The 14,639-nt window shown below is 51.6% G+C and carries 15 protein-coding genes; 3 read left to right on the top strand and 12 right to left on the bottom strand.

Annotation, left to right across the window (positions count from 1 at the left end; all coding sequences use genetic code 11):
• Positions 1-2: 2 nt before the first annotated feature.
• Positions 3-479, top strand: a complete 477-nt coding sequence (locus BMY49_RS05150; protein WP_089675105.1) for a 6,7-dimethyl-8-ribityllumazine synthase — start codon at positions 3-5, stop codon at positions 477-479.
• Between the two features lie 46 nt (positions 480-525).
• On the opposite strand, the gene tnpC is transcribed toward BMY49_RS05150, so the two are convergent.
• The 12 genes from tnpC to BMY49_RS05090 all read right to left on the bottom strand — a co-directional run bounded on the left by tnpC (position 526) and on the right by BMY49_RS05090 (position 13,198).
• Positions 526-2,121, bottom strand: a complete 1,596-nt coding sequence (gene tnpC / locus BMY49_RS05145; protein ID WP_089675104.1) for an IS66 family transposase — start codon at positions 2,119-2,121, stop codon at positions 526-528.
• A gap of 42 nt (positions 2,122-2,163) precedes the next feature.
• Positions 2,164-2,520, bottom strand: coding sequence for an IS66 family insertion sequence element accessory protein TnpB (gene tnpB, locus BMY49_RS05140; RefSeq protein WP_089675103.1), 357 nt, complete (start codon positions 2,518-2,520; stop codon positions 2,164-2,166).
• Positions 2,517-2,726, bottom strand: coding sequence for a hypothetical protein (locus tag BMY49_RS05135; RefSeq protein WP_089675102.1), 210 nt, complete (start codon positions 2,724-2,726; stop codon positions 2,517-2,519). The genes tnpB and BMY49_RS05135 overlap by 4 nt, the downstream gene beginning before the upstream one ends.
• 218 nt (positions 2,727-2,944) lie before the next feature.
• Positions 2,945-3,844: a ribokinase gene (locus BMY49_RS05130; RefSeq protein WP_167359355.1), complete on the bottom strand. Its 900-nt coding sequence runs from the start codon at positions 3,842-3,844 to the stop codon at positions 2,945-2,947.
• Positions 3,845-3,946: 102 nt separating this feature from the next.
• Positions 3,947-4,903, bottom strand: a complete 957-nt coding sequence (locus tag BMY49_RS05125; protein WP_062360104.1) for a D-ribose ABC transporter substrate-binding protein — start codon at positions 4,901-4,903, stop codon at positions 3,947-3,949.
• Positions 4,904-4,981: 78 nt separating this feature from the next.
• Positions 4,982-6,079: an ABC transporter permease gene (locus BMY49_RS05120; RefSeq protein ID WP_233420277.1), complete on the bottom strand. Its 1,098-nt coding sequence runs from the start codon at positions 6,077-6,079 to the stop codon at positions 4,982-4,984.
• A 25-nt stretch (positions 6,080-6,104) separates the two neighbouring features.
• Positions 6,105-7,646 (bottom strand): sugar ABC transporter ATP-binding protein, encoded by a 1,542-nt coding sequence (locus BMY49_RS05115; RefSeq protein ID WP_089675149.1) that lies wholly within the window; start codon positions 7,644-7,646, stop codon positions 6,105-6,107.
• 14 nt (positions 7,647-7,660) lie between these two features.
• Positions 7,661-8,305, bottom strand: coding sequence for a DUF2291 family protein (locus BMY49_RS05110; RefSeq protein WP_063610131.1), 645 nt, complete (start codon positions 8,303-8,305; stop codon positions 7,661-7,663).
• Positions 8,306-8,352: 47 nt separating this feature from the next.
• On the bottom strand, positions 8,353-9,459 hold the full coding sequence (locus BMY49_RS05105) for an MDR/zinc-dependent alcohol dehydrogenase-like family protein (RefSeq protein ID WP_062360096.1): 1,107 nt from the start codon (positions 9,457-9,459) through the stop codon (positions 8,353-8,355).
• A gap of 422 nt (positions 9,460-9,881) precedes the next feature.
• On the bottom strand, positions 9,882-10,829 hold the full coding sequence (locus BMY49_RS05100) for a sugar-binding transcriptional regulator (RefSeq protein WP_244154917.1): 948 nt from the start codon (positions 10,827-10,829) through the stop codon (positions 9,882-9,884).
• Positions 10,830-10,900: 71 nt separating this feature from the next.
• Positions 10,901-12,631, bottom strand: a complete 1,731-nt coding sequence (locus BMY49_RS05095) for a dihydroxyacetone kinase family protein (protein ID WP_089675097.1) — start codon at positions 12,629-12,631, stop codon at positions 10,901-10,903.
• A 93-nt stretch (positions 12,632-12,724) separates the two neighbouring features.
• A complete protein-coding gene (locus BMY49_RS05090) occupies positions 12,725-13,198 on the bottom strand; it encodes an RpiB/LacA/LacB family sugar-phosphate isomerase (RefSeq protein WP_089675095.1) in 474 nt (157 codons plus the stop codon).
• Between the two features lie 351 nt (positions 13,199-13,549).
• Here BMY49_RS05090 and tal point away from each other — a divergent pair, with 351 nt between their 5' ends.
• Positions 13,550-14,497 (top strand): transaldolase, encoded by a 948-nt coding sequence (gene tal, locus BMY49_RS05085; protein WP_089675093.1) that lies wholly within the window; start codon positions 13,550-13,552, stop codon positions 14,495-14,497.
• A gap of 39 nt (positions 14,498-14,536) precedes the next feature.
• The coding region (locus BMY49_RS05080; RefSeq protein WP_208596172.1) for a hypothetical protein at positions 14,537-14,639 on the top strand (103 nt) is incomplete at its 3' end.

The following is a 14,639-nucleotide window of genomic DNA, read 5'->3' as shown; positions in this document are numbered from 1 at the left end:
CCATGAATCAGACCCAACACTCCTCATCTGTTCGCGTTGCCTTTATCGAAGCGTCGTGGCATCACGATATAGTCATTCAAGCTCGTCAGGCATTTATTGCTCAACTTGCTAGCGAGCATGGTTTTTCTGCTGACCAAGTAGAGATATTCCAAGTTGCAGGGGCTTACGAAATCCCGCTTCAGGCTAAACTACTCGCCAAAACTGGCCGTTACAGCGCCATTGTGGGAGCTGGCTTTGTCATTGACGGTGGCATCTATCGGCACGAATTCGTTGCTCAAGCTGTCATTGAAGGCATGATGCAAGCGCAACTGGAAACCGAAATCCCCTTTCTTTCGGTTGTGCTGACGCCTCATCATTTTCATGAACACAGCACACACCATGATTTTTTCCATGGCCATTTCCTCGCCAAAGGCAAGGAAGCCGCCGAAGCGTTGGTCATGACTTTGGAAAATCATAAAAAGATTCAAACCTTAAACTAGGTCAATACCGTAAGCGGTCCAATAACCCCATCTATACAGGTATCGTTTAGACCGGTAATGTCTCTTTCCACTGCCAGGGCAGTAGTGTGTCGAGGTCATCGTCGCTGAGGGCGGGCAGGGTCTCGAACACGAACTGCAGGTACTCGTAGGGCGAGAGGCCGTTGGCCCTGGCCGTCTCGATCAGGCTGTAGATTGCCGCGCTGGCCTGGGCACCGCTCGGGGTGTGGCTGAACAGCCAGTTCTTGCGGCCGACGACGAAGGGGCGAATGGCGTTTTCGGCCGGGTTGTTGTCCAGCGGGATCAACCCGTCATCGAGGAAGCGGGTCAGTCGCTGCCACTGGCCCTCCAGGTAGTGCAGCGCCCGGCCCAGCGTGCTCTTCGGCAGCACCTGCGTCAGCGACTTGTCGAGCCAGGTGCGCAGCTGGGTGATCAGCGGGCGGCTCTTCTGATCACGCAATGCCTGACGCGCCTCGGGCGCCAACGCCCTGGCCTGCTTTTCCACAGCGTAGAGTTTGCGGATCTGGTTGAGCGCCCAGTCGGCCTTGCCGGTCTTGCCCCTGGGCTGGACCTTCTGCGCTTCGACGAACTTGCGCCGTGCATGCGCCCAGCAGCCGGCATGGGTGATGCCGTTCTTGCGCACCACCTCGGCATAGCCTTCGTAGCCATCGGTGACCAGGCGACCGGCATAGTCACCCAACAGGCGTACGGGCACCCGGCCGGCTCGGCTGGCGTCATAATCAAACAGCACCACCTGCTGGCCGGGTGGACCACCGCGTTGTAGCCACATGTAGGAGGTCGAACTGGCCTTGCGTTCCGGCTCAGCATTGACCTGCAGGGTGGTCTCATCCATGTGGATCAATGGCGCCTGTAAAAGGTGTCGGCGTAGCGCCTCGATGAGTGGCGCCATACGCTGACCGGCTTGCACCATCCAGCGCGCCAGAGTGTTACGCGGGATCTCGGCGCCGTGGCGGGCAAAGATCTGGCTCTGCCGATAGAGCGGCAAGGCATCCTGGTACTTGGCGGTGGCGATGTAGGCCAGCAAGGTGGCACTGGCATTACTCTTGGGCAGCAGCTTGGCCGGTGGCGGTGCGATCTGTACGCCTTCCTCGCAGGCCGGGCAGGCATATTTGCGACGCACATGGCGGATCACCTCGACCCGTGCCGGCACCACATGCAGTTCCTCGCTGATCTCCTCGCCGATGACCTTGAGCTCGGTGCCATCCTCGGCGCAGCGACGGGTGTCTTCGGGCAGCTCGTGCACGACCTCAACGCGCGGCAGTTCGGGCGGCAAGGCGAGGCGGCCGCCGCGAGTGCGGCGCTTGGCCGGCTGGCGAGATTCAGCAGCGGTTTCTTCAGCGTTCGCGTCATCGGCAGTCGCCGCGTCCTCCTCCTCATCCACGGCCACCTCGGCCTCGTTGATGAGGAGATCACCCTGTTCGACGCGGTACTTCTCGGTGGAGGGGCCGAACTGACGCTCGATGGCCAGACGGAACTGCTCGAACAGCGCGGCCTTGGCAGCTTCCCACTCCGCCTCTTTCTTCTCCATCAGGCGATGAAGACGCGCAATCTCCTCCTGCTGAGCACGCACTTGGCGCTGCAGTTGGGAGACGCTGATGGAAGATGTCGAGGCCGGTGAGATCATGCCGCCATTTTACCAAGCGGCGCCGCTGAAAGCAGCAGAAAATCAGCCAACCGACTGAAAATCCAGGGCCTTATGGGGGCGCATGGCGCTGAGGTCATAGCCATCCAGAAGCCAGTTCAGCTCCTGGCCCGAGAGCGTGACAGTGTCGCTCTCCAGGCGGTCCGGCCACTTGAAACGCTCCCGCTCCAGGCGCTTGTACCAGACCACGAAGCCGTTACGCTCCCAGAACAGCAGCTTCACCTTGTCGCGCTGGCGGTTGCCGAACACGAAGACCGCCTCCTCGAAGGGGTTGAGCTCCATGGCCTCCTGAACCAACAGGGCCAGTCCATCGATCTGCTTGCGCATGTCGACGGGCTCGCGGCACAGATAGACCCGCAGCCGGGTATCCGGCCGGATCATCGGGCCACCTCCACGGCGACGAAGCGCAGCGGCCGGTGGCGAGGTGGCACGGGTACGCCCTGTACCTCCAGGCGCTGCTCCCACGCCAGCAGTGACGCCAGTTCCAGTCCTTGCTCCTCGGCGTATTCACTCAGCGCCAGCTGCCGGGATGAGGCATGGAACAAATGGCCCAGCCAGAAGGCCTGTGTCGAGGTCAGGTCGGTCATGGTGTCCTCCTTGGAATCGGGTGACACTAGTCTGACGCGTGCTACTCAGCTGTAGAAGATGGGGTTGGTGGAGCGCTTACGTCAATACCAAGTCCATAATAGTATATAAGAGAGATAGCGGGCGGCCTAAATGGCTGCTCGCAAGCAAATAGAAAGTGCTAAACATTTGATATGTATTATGTATTTTCAGCTAAGTGATGCACTGATTTCGACTATCTTTAGGTACTTTGATATATGATCCCGTCAACATCTGACGCCATCGGAATGCTACTGGCAGCACCGAATTTTTGTACCGCCAGGGCAGCCGCCGTTGCCGCCCTTTGCAAGCACTGTGAGGGCGTTAGGCCAGCTTGCCTCGCAGCAAGGAAGTAGCCCACAAAGGTGTCGCCTGCAGCCGTTGTATCAACGGCTTTTACCTTTAAAGCCGGTTGAAAAAGAGTCTCATTGCTGCGCTGATACCAAGCCCCCTCGCTACCTAGAGTAAGAACCACCTCAACATCGCCAAGCGATTCTTTACACCGCATAAGCAAATCTGCGGCGCTCGAATCTACTGGCATTTCTAACAAAGCGGCGGCCTCTGTACGGTTAAAAAAAAGCAGTTCACACTGGTCTAGAGGTAGTGATGATACTTTCGAGGTCATTGGTGCTGGGTTAAATATCACCTTACAGCCATGACTCACTGCTAATGGAATAAGCTGATCAAGCCCGTTACATTCGTTCTGGATAAGTATTGTGTCACCAGGCGCAGTTTGCGCAACAAGAGCCGTCATTTTCTCCCGTGTAAAACCATGATTGGCGCCAGAGAATAAAAGAATAGCGTTTTCACCCAGTGCATCAATTTGAATAATCGCATGCCCACTTGGCTCTGGGGTCAATTCAATATCTTTCACACCAACACCCGCAGACTCAAGCTCAATGGTCACCCAAGCATCGATCGATGAAACTCGCCCCCAGTGACTCACCATTCCTTTAGCACGCGCTATTGCCAACGACTGATTGACGCCCTTTCCACCTAATCCAATATTATAATCATCACTTTCCAAGGTTTCGCCAGGGCGAACAAAATAGGGCACAAGGTAAGTATAATCGATATTAATTGAACCAAAATTAAAGATCATTGACACACCCTCTTGTTCAAAAAGCCAGCCAGCTTTAAAGCTGACTGGCCTCTAGGCAAGTTCCTCTAACACTTACGCGACTAAAGCCTATTCTTACACATCTTATTCTTCCAAAACAAAGGGAGAGGTATAGTTGTCTACATTATCTGGCGTAATAAGGATACAGTCATAAAGCTGCTTTTCGCTATCTAGCCCTGTTTCACCTGTGTTGATGTAATGATCAGCGATTTTTACCGCATCTTCTGCAAATACGGCTACCGGTTGTAGAACAGTATAAGCCAACTCTCCCGAGCGAACCGCATCAACCGCATCGGGCGAACCGTCAAACCCACCAACCAATACATCATCGAGCAGCCCCTCCTGCTTTAGGGCAACAATCGCACCTAAGGCCATTTCATCGTTGCCGCTAATGACACCCCTGATATCAGGATGAGAACGGAGCATGCTCTGCATTTTATTACGCCCTTCGGTTCGATCCCAATTAGCGATGTCAGACGCCGCCAGGGTAAGGTCGGGGTACTGGCTTAACACCGTCTCATAGCCATTGGATCGTGTCGCAGCATTGTTATCGGAAGGAGGCCCTTTTAATTCTATATAAGATCCCTCGCCATCCAATTGCATTGCCCATTCTTGCGCACCTAACGCGGCGCCCTGGGCATTATTGGAAACCAGCTGCGCCTTGGCCAGCCCCTGCTGGTTAATCTCAGCATTAATAATAAAGACAGGAATTCCCGCCTCAACGGCTCTTCGCACCGCGCCAATGGAACCATCCGCGTTAGCAGGATCTAGAATTATCGCTTTAGCCCCATTGGTAATTGCCGTATCAACCAGATTACTCTCAGTGTTGGTATCACCCACATGGGAACTGACATTTGCGTCATAGCCCAACTCTTCAGCTGTGCGCCCCGCAATGGTGCCTTCCGTTTGCCAATAGGGATTTGACATATCATTAACAATAATTGAGATCAACCCCTTGTCCTGAGCAGCTATGGCACCGCTAAAGAGCATCGAGACACTGGCGAGTGCTGTAAAAAGCATTTTTTTACTTTTTGGAAGCATGGTTATTACCTCATCGTTATGATTGTTAGTCTTTATATAGGTAGACCTGAGCAGGTCACACTTCTAAGCAGTGCTACGTTAAGTAGCACTTGCCCTAGAACCTTCGCGCTTAATTTCTGCAGCTTTCTCAGTTTTTTTCGAGGACTTATTTTTAGCGCTGTATTGGACATTATTTAGCATGACAGCGAAGACGATAACACTGCCCGTGAATACCATCTGCCAGTAGGCAGACACCCCGATGATGACAAGACCATCGGCTAGAAAACCAATCACAAAAGCACCCAATAATGTATTGCGAACCGTGCCGCGTCCCCCCATTAGTGAAGCACCACCAATCACCACCGCAGCAATTGCTGTCAGCTCATAGGTAGTACCTGCCGTAGGTCCAGCAGACGTCAACTGTGAGGCGAGCACAATTCCAGCCATGGCAGCACATACGCCAGAAATAATATAGACAGAGAGCTTAACGCGATTGACGGGCACCCCAGAAAGCTCGGCAGCGCGCGCATTCCCTCCTGTCGAGTAGACCCATCTGCCAAAGGGAGTACGACTGAGGGCCAACATGCACACAATGGCAACACCAAACAGAATCAAAACGCCTACCGGAATACCCAATAGCTTATTAAATCCAAGCCACTCAAAGCCTGTATTCCCTAACGCAGGGTCACCACTTAAACGGTTAAACGTTAATCCATCCGTTAGCAATAGGGCAGCTCCGCGGGCGACATACAACATACCCAGTGTGGCCACAAATGCAGGTACTTTAAAATAGGCAACTAACACACCATTGATAGCCCCCACCAGACCGCCCAGTAAGCAGGTAAGAACCACAACCACCCACACTGAAGGGAAGAAAGCCAAATCAAGAGCCTCAATCTCTATCCCTTCTAGCAACATACCGGCGAACACCCCGCAAAGTGCTAGCGTAGAGCCAACCGACAGATCGATACCACCGGTCAGAATGACAAACAGCATGCCAATACCTAGCAAGCCAAAAACAGCTACATGAGATGACATGGTTAAAAAATTACCTGTCGAAAAATAAACAGGCGAGAGCATGGAAAAGACAATAATGATCACGATTAATGCGAAAAAAGCCCTACCTTCCAGCAAAATCTTGACGATATCGATACTGCCTTTTTCAACTTGTAACGCGTTATTGTTGTGATGAGACATAGTCATTACCTATCCGATTGAATAATCATGCAGCAACTGATTCGCCCGAAGCAGCCATAATTTCATCTTTCGTTACACCCGGTTTGAATTCAGCAGAGATCCGTCCTTTGCTCATCACCAGCACTCTGTGTGGAATACTCAAGCACTCGCTTACTTCAGATGTTGTAAAGACAACCGCCAACCCCCGCTGGGCCCCTTGGCTCAATAACTTGAATACTTCGGCCTTGGCACCTACATCGATACCACGGCTTGGCTCATCAAGCATGATGACGTCTGGATGAGTAGCCAACATCTTACCGATCACTACTTTTTGCTGGTTACCACCAGACAGTGAGCCAATGGCAGCCTCCCCACCGTCTGTTTTAATGTGCACCTGATTGATAGCTGAATTAATCATTTCTGCCTCCAAGCTGGATGAAGTAAGCCCCTTGCGAGTAAACGCATGGATACTGGCTAGCGACAGATTTTTTCCGACTGACAGGGTGGGCACCAGCCCATCTCGCTGGCGATCCTCAGGCACTAACACCAACCCTCTCTCGATTCGCTGTGCAATGTTGTAGTGCGATACGTCAGTTGAATTGAGCAAGATATCTCCCTTGGTCTGCCGGGTTCGTCCTGCTACACACTCCAATAACTCAGTTCTTCCCGCGCCCATTAGTCCATAGATGCAGACAATCTCGCCGGCGCGCACATCAAGGGAAAGATCCTCAACAACATAGCGACCTGCCACTTTATCGTCGCTGAGGTAAAGATTCTGGATAGAGAGCGCGGTGGAACCCAGCTCATACCCTGTAGGCGGTGAGCCAAGATCGAAACTCTCTCCTACCATATGCCTGACGATCCACTGCAGGTCGATATCACTACGTGGGGCGTAAGCAGTCATGACTCCATCGCGGAGAACAACGGCATGATCGGTAATCTGCAACGCCTCTTCCAAATGATGAGAAATATAAACAATCGACACACCCTTGTTTTTGAGATCCTGGACGACTTTAAATAACGTCTCGACTTCCGTGGCACTCAATGCGGAAGTTGGTTCATCCATAATCAAAATGCGAGAGTTCTTGGACAGCGCTCTAGCGATTTCAACGATTTGTTGCTGCCCCACCCGCAGATCTTCCACCAGGGTAAGAGGGTGGATCGGTTCATCCAGCTCTGCCATTAACAGTTCAGCCTGATGCGCTTCTTCTTTATAGTCGACGCTACCCCTTCCTTTAGTCAGCTCACGGCCCATAAAAATGTTGTCACGCACATTCAGGTTAGGAGCCAAGCTCAACTCCTGATGAATAATGGTAATCCCCAGCGCTTCAGCATCCGACGGCGACGAAAAGCTGACGCTCTCGCCTTCCAATACAATCTCGCCCGCCGTCTGAGCAATGACACCAGACAAAATTTTCATCAGCGTGGATTTACCCGCTCCATTTTCACCAAAGAGCGTTGTCACCTGTCCTCGATATATATCGAAGTTCACTTCTTTGAGGGCTTGCACGGCACCGAAACGTTTTTCGATATTGCGTGCAGAAAGTATCACTTCGGGTGGAGCTACGTTCACTGTTGATCTATCCATACTCATAGCCGCCCTCACTCAATGATCGTTATACTCACCGGCGTAATTAGCCAGTTTTTGGGATTTATCATGGTAAAAGAGCCGACCACTTCTAACGTTTTTCCGGTTAAGTCTTGTCCGGAAATATCCGCTAGAACTTGACGCTTCATTTCGTCATTGAGGGCTGCGCCAACATCTTGGTATTCGATTTGATTGGTGAAGTCACCAAATTGAATAGTGCCGGTTGTATCTCTTAGCGTCGTGCCATTAATAGCTGGGCCTGTTTGCACACGAATGACGACATCAGAAGGAACATTTTCAACATCAAGGGTGTAAACGCCCCCCCGTCCTTCTATGGCAGCACCTGATAAAGAGACTGGCACAATATAACCAATGCCAGCAGCAACACCGTATTTCTCACCTGCCGCGCCGGCATCCTGAAGCACTTCTGGCGCCAACACCGATGCATTTACGGCGTTATTCTCGACATATGCCTGAATCTCTGGAAAGGTTTCCTGAGCAAATTGCTGGGGTGAAAACCCCACCTCGCTCTCAAGTTCAGTAAGGCTAATGACTTTGGTATCAAACGCCATGAGTGCAACCAGCGCTAAAGCAAAAGCAGCTGCCACATAGACCTTTATACGCTTATCACCGGGCACCGAATTTAATGTCGCCGACATAATCACTCCGGTTATCATTATATTTATAAGTAAGAAACGTCCGTCATCTATTTCCCGTCAGGTATAAGCACAACCTTTAACGCGTCAGGATCATTGCGCATTAGCTCTAGACCTTGATGAAATTCGGCTAACGGAAGCTTATGGGTCACCACATGATCCGTTGGGAAATCGCCATTTCCGATGCCTTCGATCACAAGTGGATAGCAATAAGGGCCTAGATGCGCACCTAATATATCCAGCTCTTTACGATCGCTGATAATGCTCCAATCAACCGTCACTGGCTCTTTGAATACGCTGAACTCGACGAACCGGCCAAGTTTACGAATCATATAAAGCCCTTGCTCTACCGACTTAACAGCTCCCGTGGCCTCGATATAGATATCGCAACCATATCCTTCCGTTATGCTCTTCACATAGTCAACAACATCGACTTCAGCAGGATTCAATACAATGTCAGCACCAAACTGTTTGGCAAGCTCTAAGCGCTTATTATTGAGATCCAGTACAACCAGCTTGGATGGCCCGGATTTTTTGATCGCTCCGATCATTCCTAGCCCTAAAGTTCCTGCTCCGGAGAGGACAACCACATCTCCCAGCTCAATCTGAGCACGCTTAACGGCATGCAATGAACAAGCATAGGGTTCAATAAGAACCGCTTTCTCCATCGGAACTTCATCTGGCAGCTTGTGATTAATGGCTTCTTTAGGAAAGACCATATATTCGGCCATGCCGCCATTTACGTTGTGCTGAAAACCATACACGTCGTGCTTTTCGCACATCCAGTACTGCCCACGGTTACAAAAACGGCATCCCCAGCAAGGTACGATTTGCTCAGAAATAATGCGATCGCCAACCTCAAAGCCTGCAACACCTTCTCCTAAAGCCACCACATGACCAATAAACTCATGGCCTGGAATCATCGGCGCCTTGATATAAGCAGGCTGAGTATCATCTCCCCAAAAGCTTGGGGCACCTTCATATGCCTTGAGGTCACCTGCACAGATTCCGCACGCTTCAACCTTTATCAGTACTTCACCCTCTCCCACCTTCGGCAATGCCACCTCCTCAAGACGATAATCTCCAGGCGCGTAGGCGACGACGGCTTGCATGGTCAGTGGTAGTTCGGTGCGATTGTTGTTATCAGCATTATGCATTATTCACTCCTAATGTATCTTGTAGTGCCTAGCTAGCGACGCCCGCATTACAAAAGATCTTATTGTGTGCATATGAATTAACTGCTTTAAGCATAGTCGAGTCAATCCATAATGGCATTTTCTAATCTTATACTTTAGACCAACAATGCAATTTATTGATTTTTATAATTAAATTAAAAAAATGGAAATTATTTGTTATTACGGCCAAGCGGTAGCTCCACTTAAAGCCATAAAATATGCTCCTTAATCGTTCAAATGTACACAAGCCAGCTTGTCGTTACCGACATCGTGCGGGAGGCGGGGCAGCAAACCAGGCATGCCAAAAGGTGTACATGCCTCAGGGAGCAGGGCTGGGGTTGAGATTGAGGTTTGGCGCAACGCAACCCAGGGGTCTTTAAAAGGCAGCTAAGCTTGAATACAAGTTAAGTGCGCACCTCCCCTTGAGTCGCTTCATCGAGACGCAGAATAGTGTGTGCGTTAGTGACACTAGTGGCCAAAGTATCGATAACGCCGGTACGCAGCGCCCCCAGTATGCCGACCGCTTTAGTATTCTCACTGGCGATGGCAATAACGTCTGGAATGCGCGTAAGATCCTGTATATTAAGCCCCACCACACGCCCCTGCATCTGCGTTGCGGAAGGCCTTCCATGGATATCGATAAAGTCATAGCCCATCATATCGCCCACAGTTCCAGAGAGCCGCGCTTCTGCAATCTCCTGGGCCGAAAACCACCCCATGCGCACCATATTGCTGTCTTCACTCACGTCCCCCACGCCAATCAAGGCGGTATCCGCGCGTCGCGCTCGGTCTAGCGTCTGGCGCACGGTAGAGTTTTCATACAACGCATCCCTAAGCTCACCACTCTGTACCAGCGCAGGGGCATAAAGCGTCTCACTGTCACCGCCAAACCTACTCGCCAAACGTCGACAAATATGATCGGGATTCATATGCTCACCTGCACGCAGCGAGCCCCCAATTGCGCACACGAATGAAACCTTTAACGACTCCGCTAAGAAAACATTATCTGCCACGGCGGCCACGTTACGCCCCATACCAACGGCCACGATCTGACCATCGGTCAAACTACGCGACAGATGGTCTGCCACTAAACTAGCGACTGACGAGCGCTGTACATCCGGGTCGGCATGATCCAGAGCAATCAATGCTCGCTTCAGGCCAAAGCGACGCTTGAGTTCCTGCTCAATCTCAACACTAACGGCGGGATGCAGGCGCACTCGAACATCGACAATTCCTTCTGCCTGGGCACGTTTGAGCAGCCGCCCTATTCGCACACGCGAATGCCCAAGCCTATTTGCGATTGCCTCCTGCGTTTCCCCCTGCACATAGTAGAGCGTTGAAATCTCTGTCATTAAGTCTATATCTGCAGCGTCTTGACCATTCATCCTCGACATCCAGGGGTTGTTAAAGGGCATGTATCATGTCAGCTTGCTTGACACTTTTTCAACACAGGAATCAGCGCCTGAATAATCAGCGCCAATGAAACAGAACCAGCATCAGGTGTACCCACGCTTTTTTCAGCCAATGGGCGTGCGCGGCCAACGCGGGGAATTAATTGCTTAGTGGCCTCAGCAGCCTCACTCGCTATGCGTGCAGCGGATTCCCAGCAAGCCAAAGCTCCCTGGCCTTTCTCAGCCTCCCAAGACAGGGCATCGGCAAAAGGCACTAGCACGTCGACAAGCGTTTTGTCGCCCACTTCAGCCTTACCAAATGCCATGACTTGCTGACGGGCATTGACCACGCCAGCGGCAAGACGCTGCACTGATAACGGCTTCTCATTGCCAAGCGACTCCCCCATCGCTTTTAAGATAACCCGCCAGATGGCACCAGAAGTCCCGCCCGCTTCGTCTGACCAGCGCTGCCCAGCCCACTGCAGCACTGTCTCTGCGCCAGCCCCGCCATCAAGAGCCTCTCTGGCCGCTTCAAGCGCAGCCCTGCTGCCCCGCTGCATACCAATACCGTGATCACCATCTCCAGCAACCGCATCAATCTGGCCCAACATCTCACAGTTTTCATTAACCGTATTTGCGAGCACTTCGAGCGCCTCAACGACACCAAACGCTAGTTTTCGCGAGATATCGCTAGCCTCGGGAATCTCATCTTGTATAACTACCTCTACCTCAGCAGGATCCAGCGCCTGCGCTGGCGTCACGCTACCTTTTCGATAACCCGGCGCATCCGCAGCAGCAGTCCACAGCGGCTCCATATCATTATCAAGCCAGAATAACGTCAGCGAAACCCCAGCCATATCAAGACTGGTCACCAGCTCACCCACATCAGGCTCCACAATGACTAACCCAGCTTCCTGCAGCAGTTCGTCAACCTTGCGATAAATAACGAACAGCTCTTCATACTTAATAGTACCCAGCCCATTGAGTATTGGCGCCACCCGAGCTCCTTGGACTCTGATACCGTCAGGAACTTCCTCCAACAACCTGGCAACGAGGATTTCTGCCAGGCCATCTGCGGATGGGATATCCGTCTCACTAATACCCGGCTCGCCGTGAATCCCCAGCCCTATGGCCATCTTGCCCTCGGGCACATGAAAGAGCGAATCGGCTGCACCAGGTAATGTGCATCCTTCAAACGCCACTCCGAAAGAGCGCGTGCAGCGATTTGCCTCCTTCGCCACTTGAACCACTTCGTCCAGTGATAATCCCTTTTCTGCCGCAGCGGCAGCGGCCTTGAAAACGGTTAGATCACCCGCGATGCCACGCCGCTTATCAATCTCAGCCAAGGGAGCACTGGCGACATCATCAGTGACCAGAACGATCTCACAGGGAATTCCGTCTGCGATCAAACGCTCGCGCGCCTCACCAAAATGCAGTACGTCCCCCGCATAATTCCCAAAAGAGAGCAGCACACCACCACCGTTGTTAGCGGCTTTGGCGACAGAATAAACTTGCTGCGAAGAAGGCGAACAAAACAGATTACCCATGACAGCCCCATGGGCCAGCCCTTGCCCTACTAACCCCGCAAAGGTTGGGTAATGGCCACTGCCACCGCCAACCACGACCGCAACACTTCCTGGCTGGCTGCGCGTACTGCGTACAACGCCTCCCGGCACAGCCATCAACTTATCGCGATGCGCAGCAACTAAACCTAAACGAGCTTCTTCAGGGAAATCACTTGGATCATTAAATAGGCGTGTCATTATTATATCCTCTGGAGTGAGGCCAAACTGCGTAATCACAGCTTGCATGCTGTTGTTATTAATCAGCGTCGACGAATATGAGCAGTACCACGGTTACCGAGTATTCAATCGAGACTCATATTCGTCAATTTTTGCTATTTTTAATTCGGAATTTCCACCCGAAAAATTACTACCCAAAAAGGTTGCCACTATTGATTTAGCCAGCTCTGGCCCAATCACCCGAGCCCCCAGCGTTACAATCTGTGCATTGTTACTAGTGCGCGCCTTTGCTGCGGAGTAAGTGTCGTGCGCCTGCGCCGCGCGAATACCTGACACTTTATTGGCAGAAATAGCCACCCCGATTCCCGTGCCGCATACCAGCACTGCACGATCAAAGCGCCCTTCCTTAATAGCCGTAGCCACCTCAAAGGCAATATCGGGGTACAGGACCGGCTGGGCATTGAAAGTGCCAAAATCTTCAACCTCGTAGCCTAACTCACGGATATAACCGATAAGGATCTCTTTCAAGTCGTAAGCGGCCTCATCACCGCCAATGGCGACTTTGAGAGAAGGTGTCACATCAGACATTCATGCTCTCCCTTTCTAGGAAATAGAAACGCGGACGACCAACAATGGATACCGACCTAGTTGCCAGCCGTCTACTGACGCTATCAATCTATCACCAACCGATCATTTGTAAACACATAGATCATAAGATCCATCCGCATTTTTCTAGAGAAATTAGAGGGAAACTCAAGGAAATATAAACAAACCATTGATAGAAAAAGAATTATTAAATGATAAATCACTATCTAACAAGCACTATACTTTTGTTCAATGACCTTAAAATCGATTTCAGTGACGCGAAAATTTGACTAAACCGGCTCAAATGAACAATCATTTGAACACAGAGCGTTCATTTTTAAAGGAGAGTAGGCAATGTCGCTTCTTGCTGGATTACGCGAACACTCATTGGTCGTGGCCGACACGGGCGACTTGGATGCCATAAAGCGCTATCAACCGCAGGACGCCACCACTAATCCCTCTTTGATTCTCAAAGCCTTCGAACTGCCTCGTTATCAAGAGCTAATCGACAAGGTGCTTGCTGAATCATGTCGTGATGAAGACGACCTGAGCCGAATAGTTGACCAACTCTCGGTTGCGATTGGCAGACAAATTGCTGATGTGGTGCCTGGACGAATATCGACAGAAGTGTCCGCACACCTCTCTTTTGATACTCAAGCCAGTATTCAAAAGGCTTACGAGCTGATTGAGCGCTACGAAAGAATGGGTATTAACCGCAGCCGTGTGCTAATTAAGCTCGCGTCTACCTGGGAAGGGATCCGCGCGGCTCAGCAATTAGAGCGTGAAGGCATCAACTGCAACTTAACGCTCCTCTTCAGCGATGCTCAGGCACAGGCCTGCTTTGATGCAGGTGTGTACCTGATATCGCCCTTCGTTGGCCGCGTTAGCGATTGGTACCAAAAGACAAGCGGTGAAAAGTTCGCACCCGAAGAAGACCCTGGCGTGCTATTTGTAAAGGGGATTTGCGAGAGAGCGGCCGCAGGTCATTATGACACTGTCGTCATGGGGGCAAGTTTTCGCACCACCGATCAAGTATTAGCATTGGCGGGCTGCGATCGTCTGACCATCTCTCCCGGACTGCTAGAACAGCTTGATAGCATGGAAGGAGAGGTCACTCCAAAAATCCAACAGGAAACCGTCACTCGTAAAGCATTTACACCGCTATCAGAAGCAGGTTTTCGTTGGCAACACAACCAAGATGCAATGGCCAACGAGATGCTGGCTGACGGAATCCGACGCTTTGCCAACGACCAGCAAACATTGGAGTCGTTGATTACTCAACGTTTGACCACTCGTGCCTAACGAGACGCTACCCAATATAACAACCAAGGTATCACTAATATGAATAGCCGTTTTGAGCTGGCCAATGCCATTCGCGCCCTTTCCATGGATGCTGTTCAGAAGGCCAAATCCGGCCACCCTGGCGCCCCCATGGGTATGGCTG

The sequence above is a fragment of the Vreelandella aquamarina genome (assembly GCF_900110265.1).
Classification (GTDB): domain Bacteria; phylum Pseudomonadota; class Gammaproteobacteria; order Pseudomonadales; family Halomonadaceae; genus Vreelandella; species Vreelandella aquamarina.
Note: the sequence above shows the minus strand (reverse complement) of the source record. Positions and strands in the feature narration are given on the sequence as shown.

Bases quoted from the DNA above. Each gene is read 5' to 3' on its own strand.
- BMY49_RS05125 (WP_062360104.1), bottom strand. From the start codon at position 4,903: ATGCTTCCAAAAAGTAAAAAAATGCTTTTTACAGCACTCGCCAGTGTC.
- BMY49_RS05130 (WP_167359355.1), bottom strand. From the start codon at position 3,844: ATGATCTTTAATTTTGGTTCAATTAATATCGATTATACTTACCTTGTG.
- tnpC (WP_089675104.1), bottom strand. From the start codon at position 2,121: ATGATCTCACCGGCCTCGACATCTTCCATCAGCGTCTCCCAACTGCAG.
- BMY49_RS05100 (WP_244154917.1), bottom strand. From the start codon at position 10,829: ATGACAGAGATTTCAACGCTCTACTATGTGCAGGGGGAAACGCAGGAG.
- tnpB (WP_089675103.1), bottom strand. From the start codon at position 2,520: ATGATCCGGCCGGATACCCGGCTGCGGGTCTATCTGTGCCGCGAGCCC.
- BMY49_RS05115 (WP_089675149.1), bottom strand. From the start codon at position 7,646: ATGGATAGATCAACAGTGAACGTAGCTCCACCCGAAGTGATACTTTCT.
- BMY49_RS05095 (WP_089675097.1), bottom strand. From the start codon at position 12,631: ATGACACGCCTATTTAATGATCCAAGTGATTTCCCTGAAGAAGCTCGT.
- BMY49_RS05120 (WP_233420277.1), bottom strand. From the start codon at position 6,079: ATGTCTCATCACAACAATAACGCGTTACAAGTTGAAAAAGGCAGTATC.
- BMY49_RS05135 (WP_089675102.1), bottom strand. From the start codon at position 2,726: ATGACCGACCTGACCTCGACACAGGCCTTCTGGCTGGGCCATTTGTTC.
- BMY49_RS05105 (WP_062360096.1), bottom strand. From the start codon at position 9,459: ATGCATAATGCTGATAACAACAATCGCACCGAACTACCACTGACCATG.
- tal (WP_089675093.1), top strand. From the start codon at position 13,550: ATGTCGCTTCTTGCTGGATTACGCGAACACTCATTGGTCGTGGCCGAC.
- BMY49_RS05150 (WP_089675105.1), top strand. From the start codon at position 3: ATGAATCAGACCCAACACTCCTCATCTGTTCGCGTTGCCTTTATCGAA.
- BMY49_RS05090 (WP_089675095.1), bottom strand. From the start codon at position 13,198: ATGTCTGATGTGACACCTTCTCTCAAAGTCGCCATTGGCGGTGATGAG.
- BMY49_RS05110 (WP_063610131.1), bottom strand. From the start codon at position 8,305: ATGTCGGCGACATTAAATTCGGTGCCCGGTGATAAGCGTATAAAGGTC.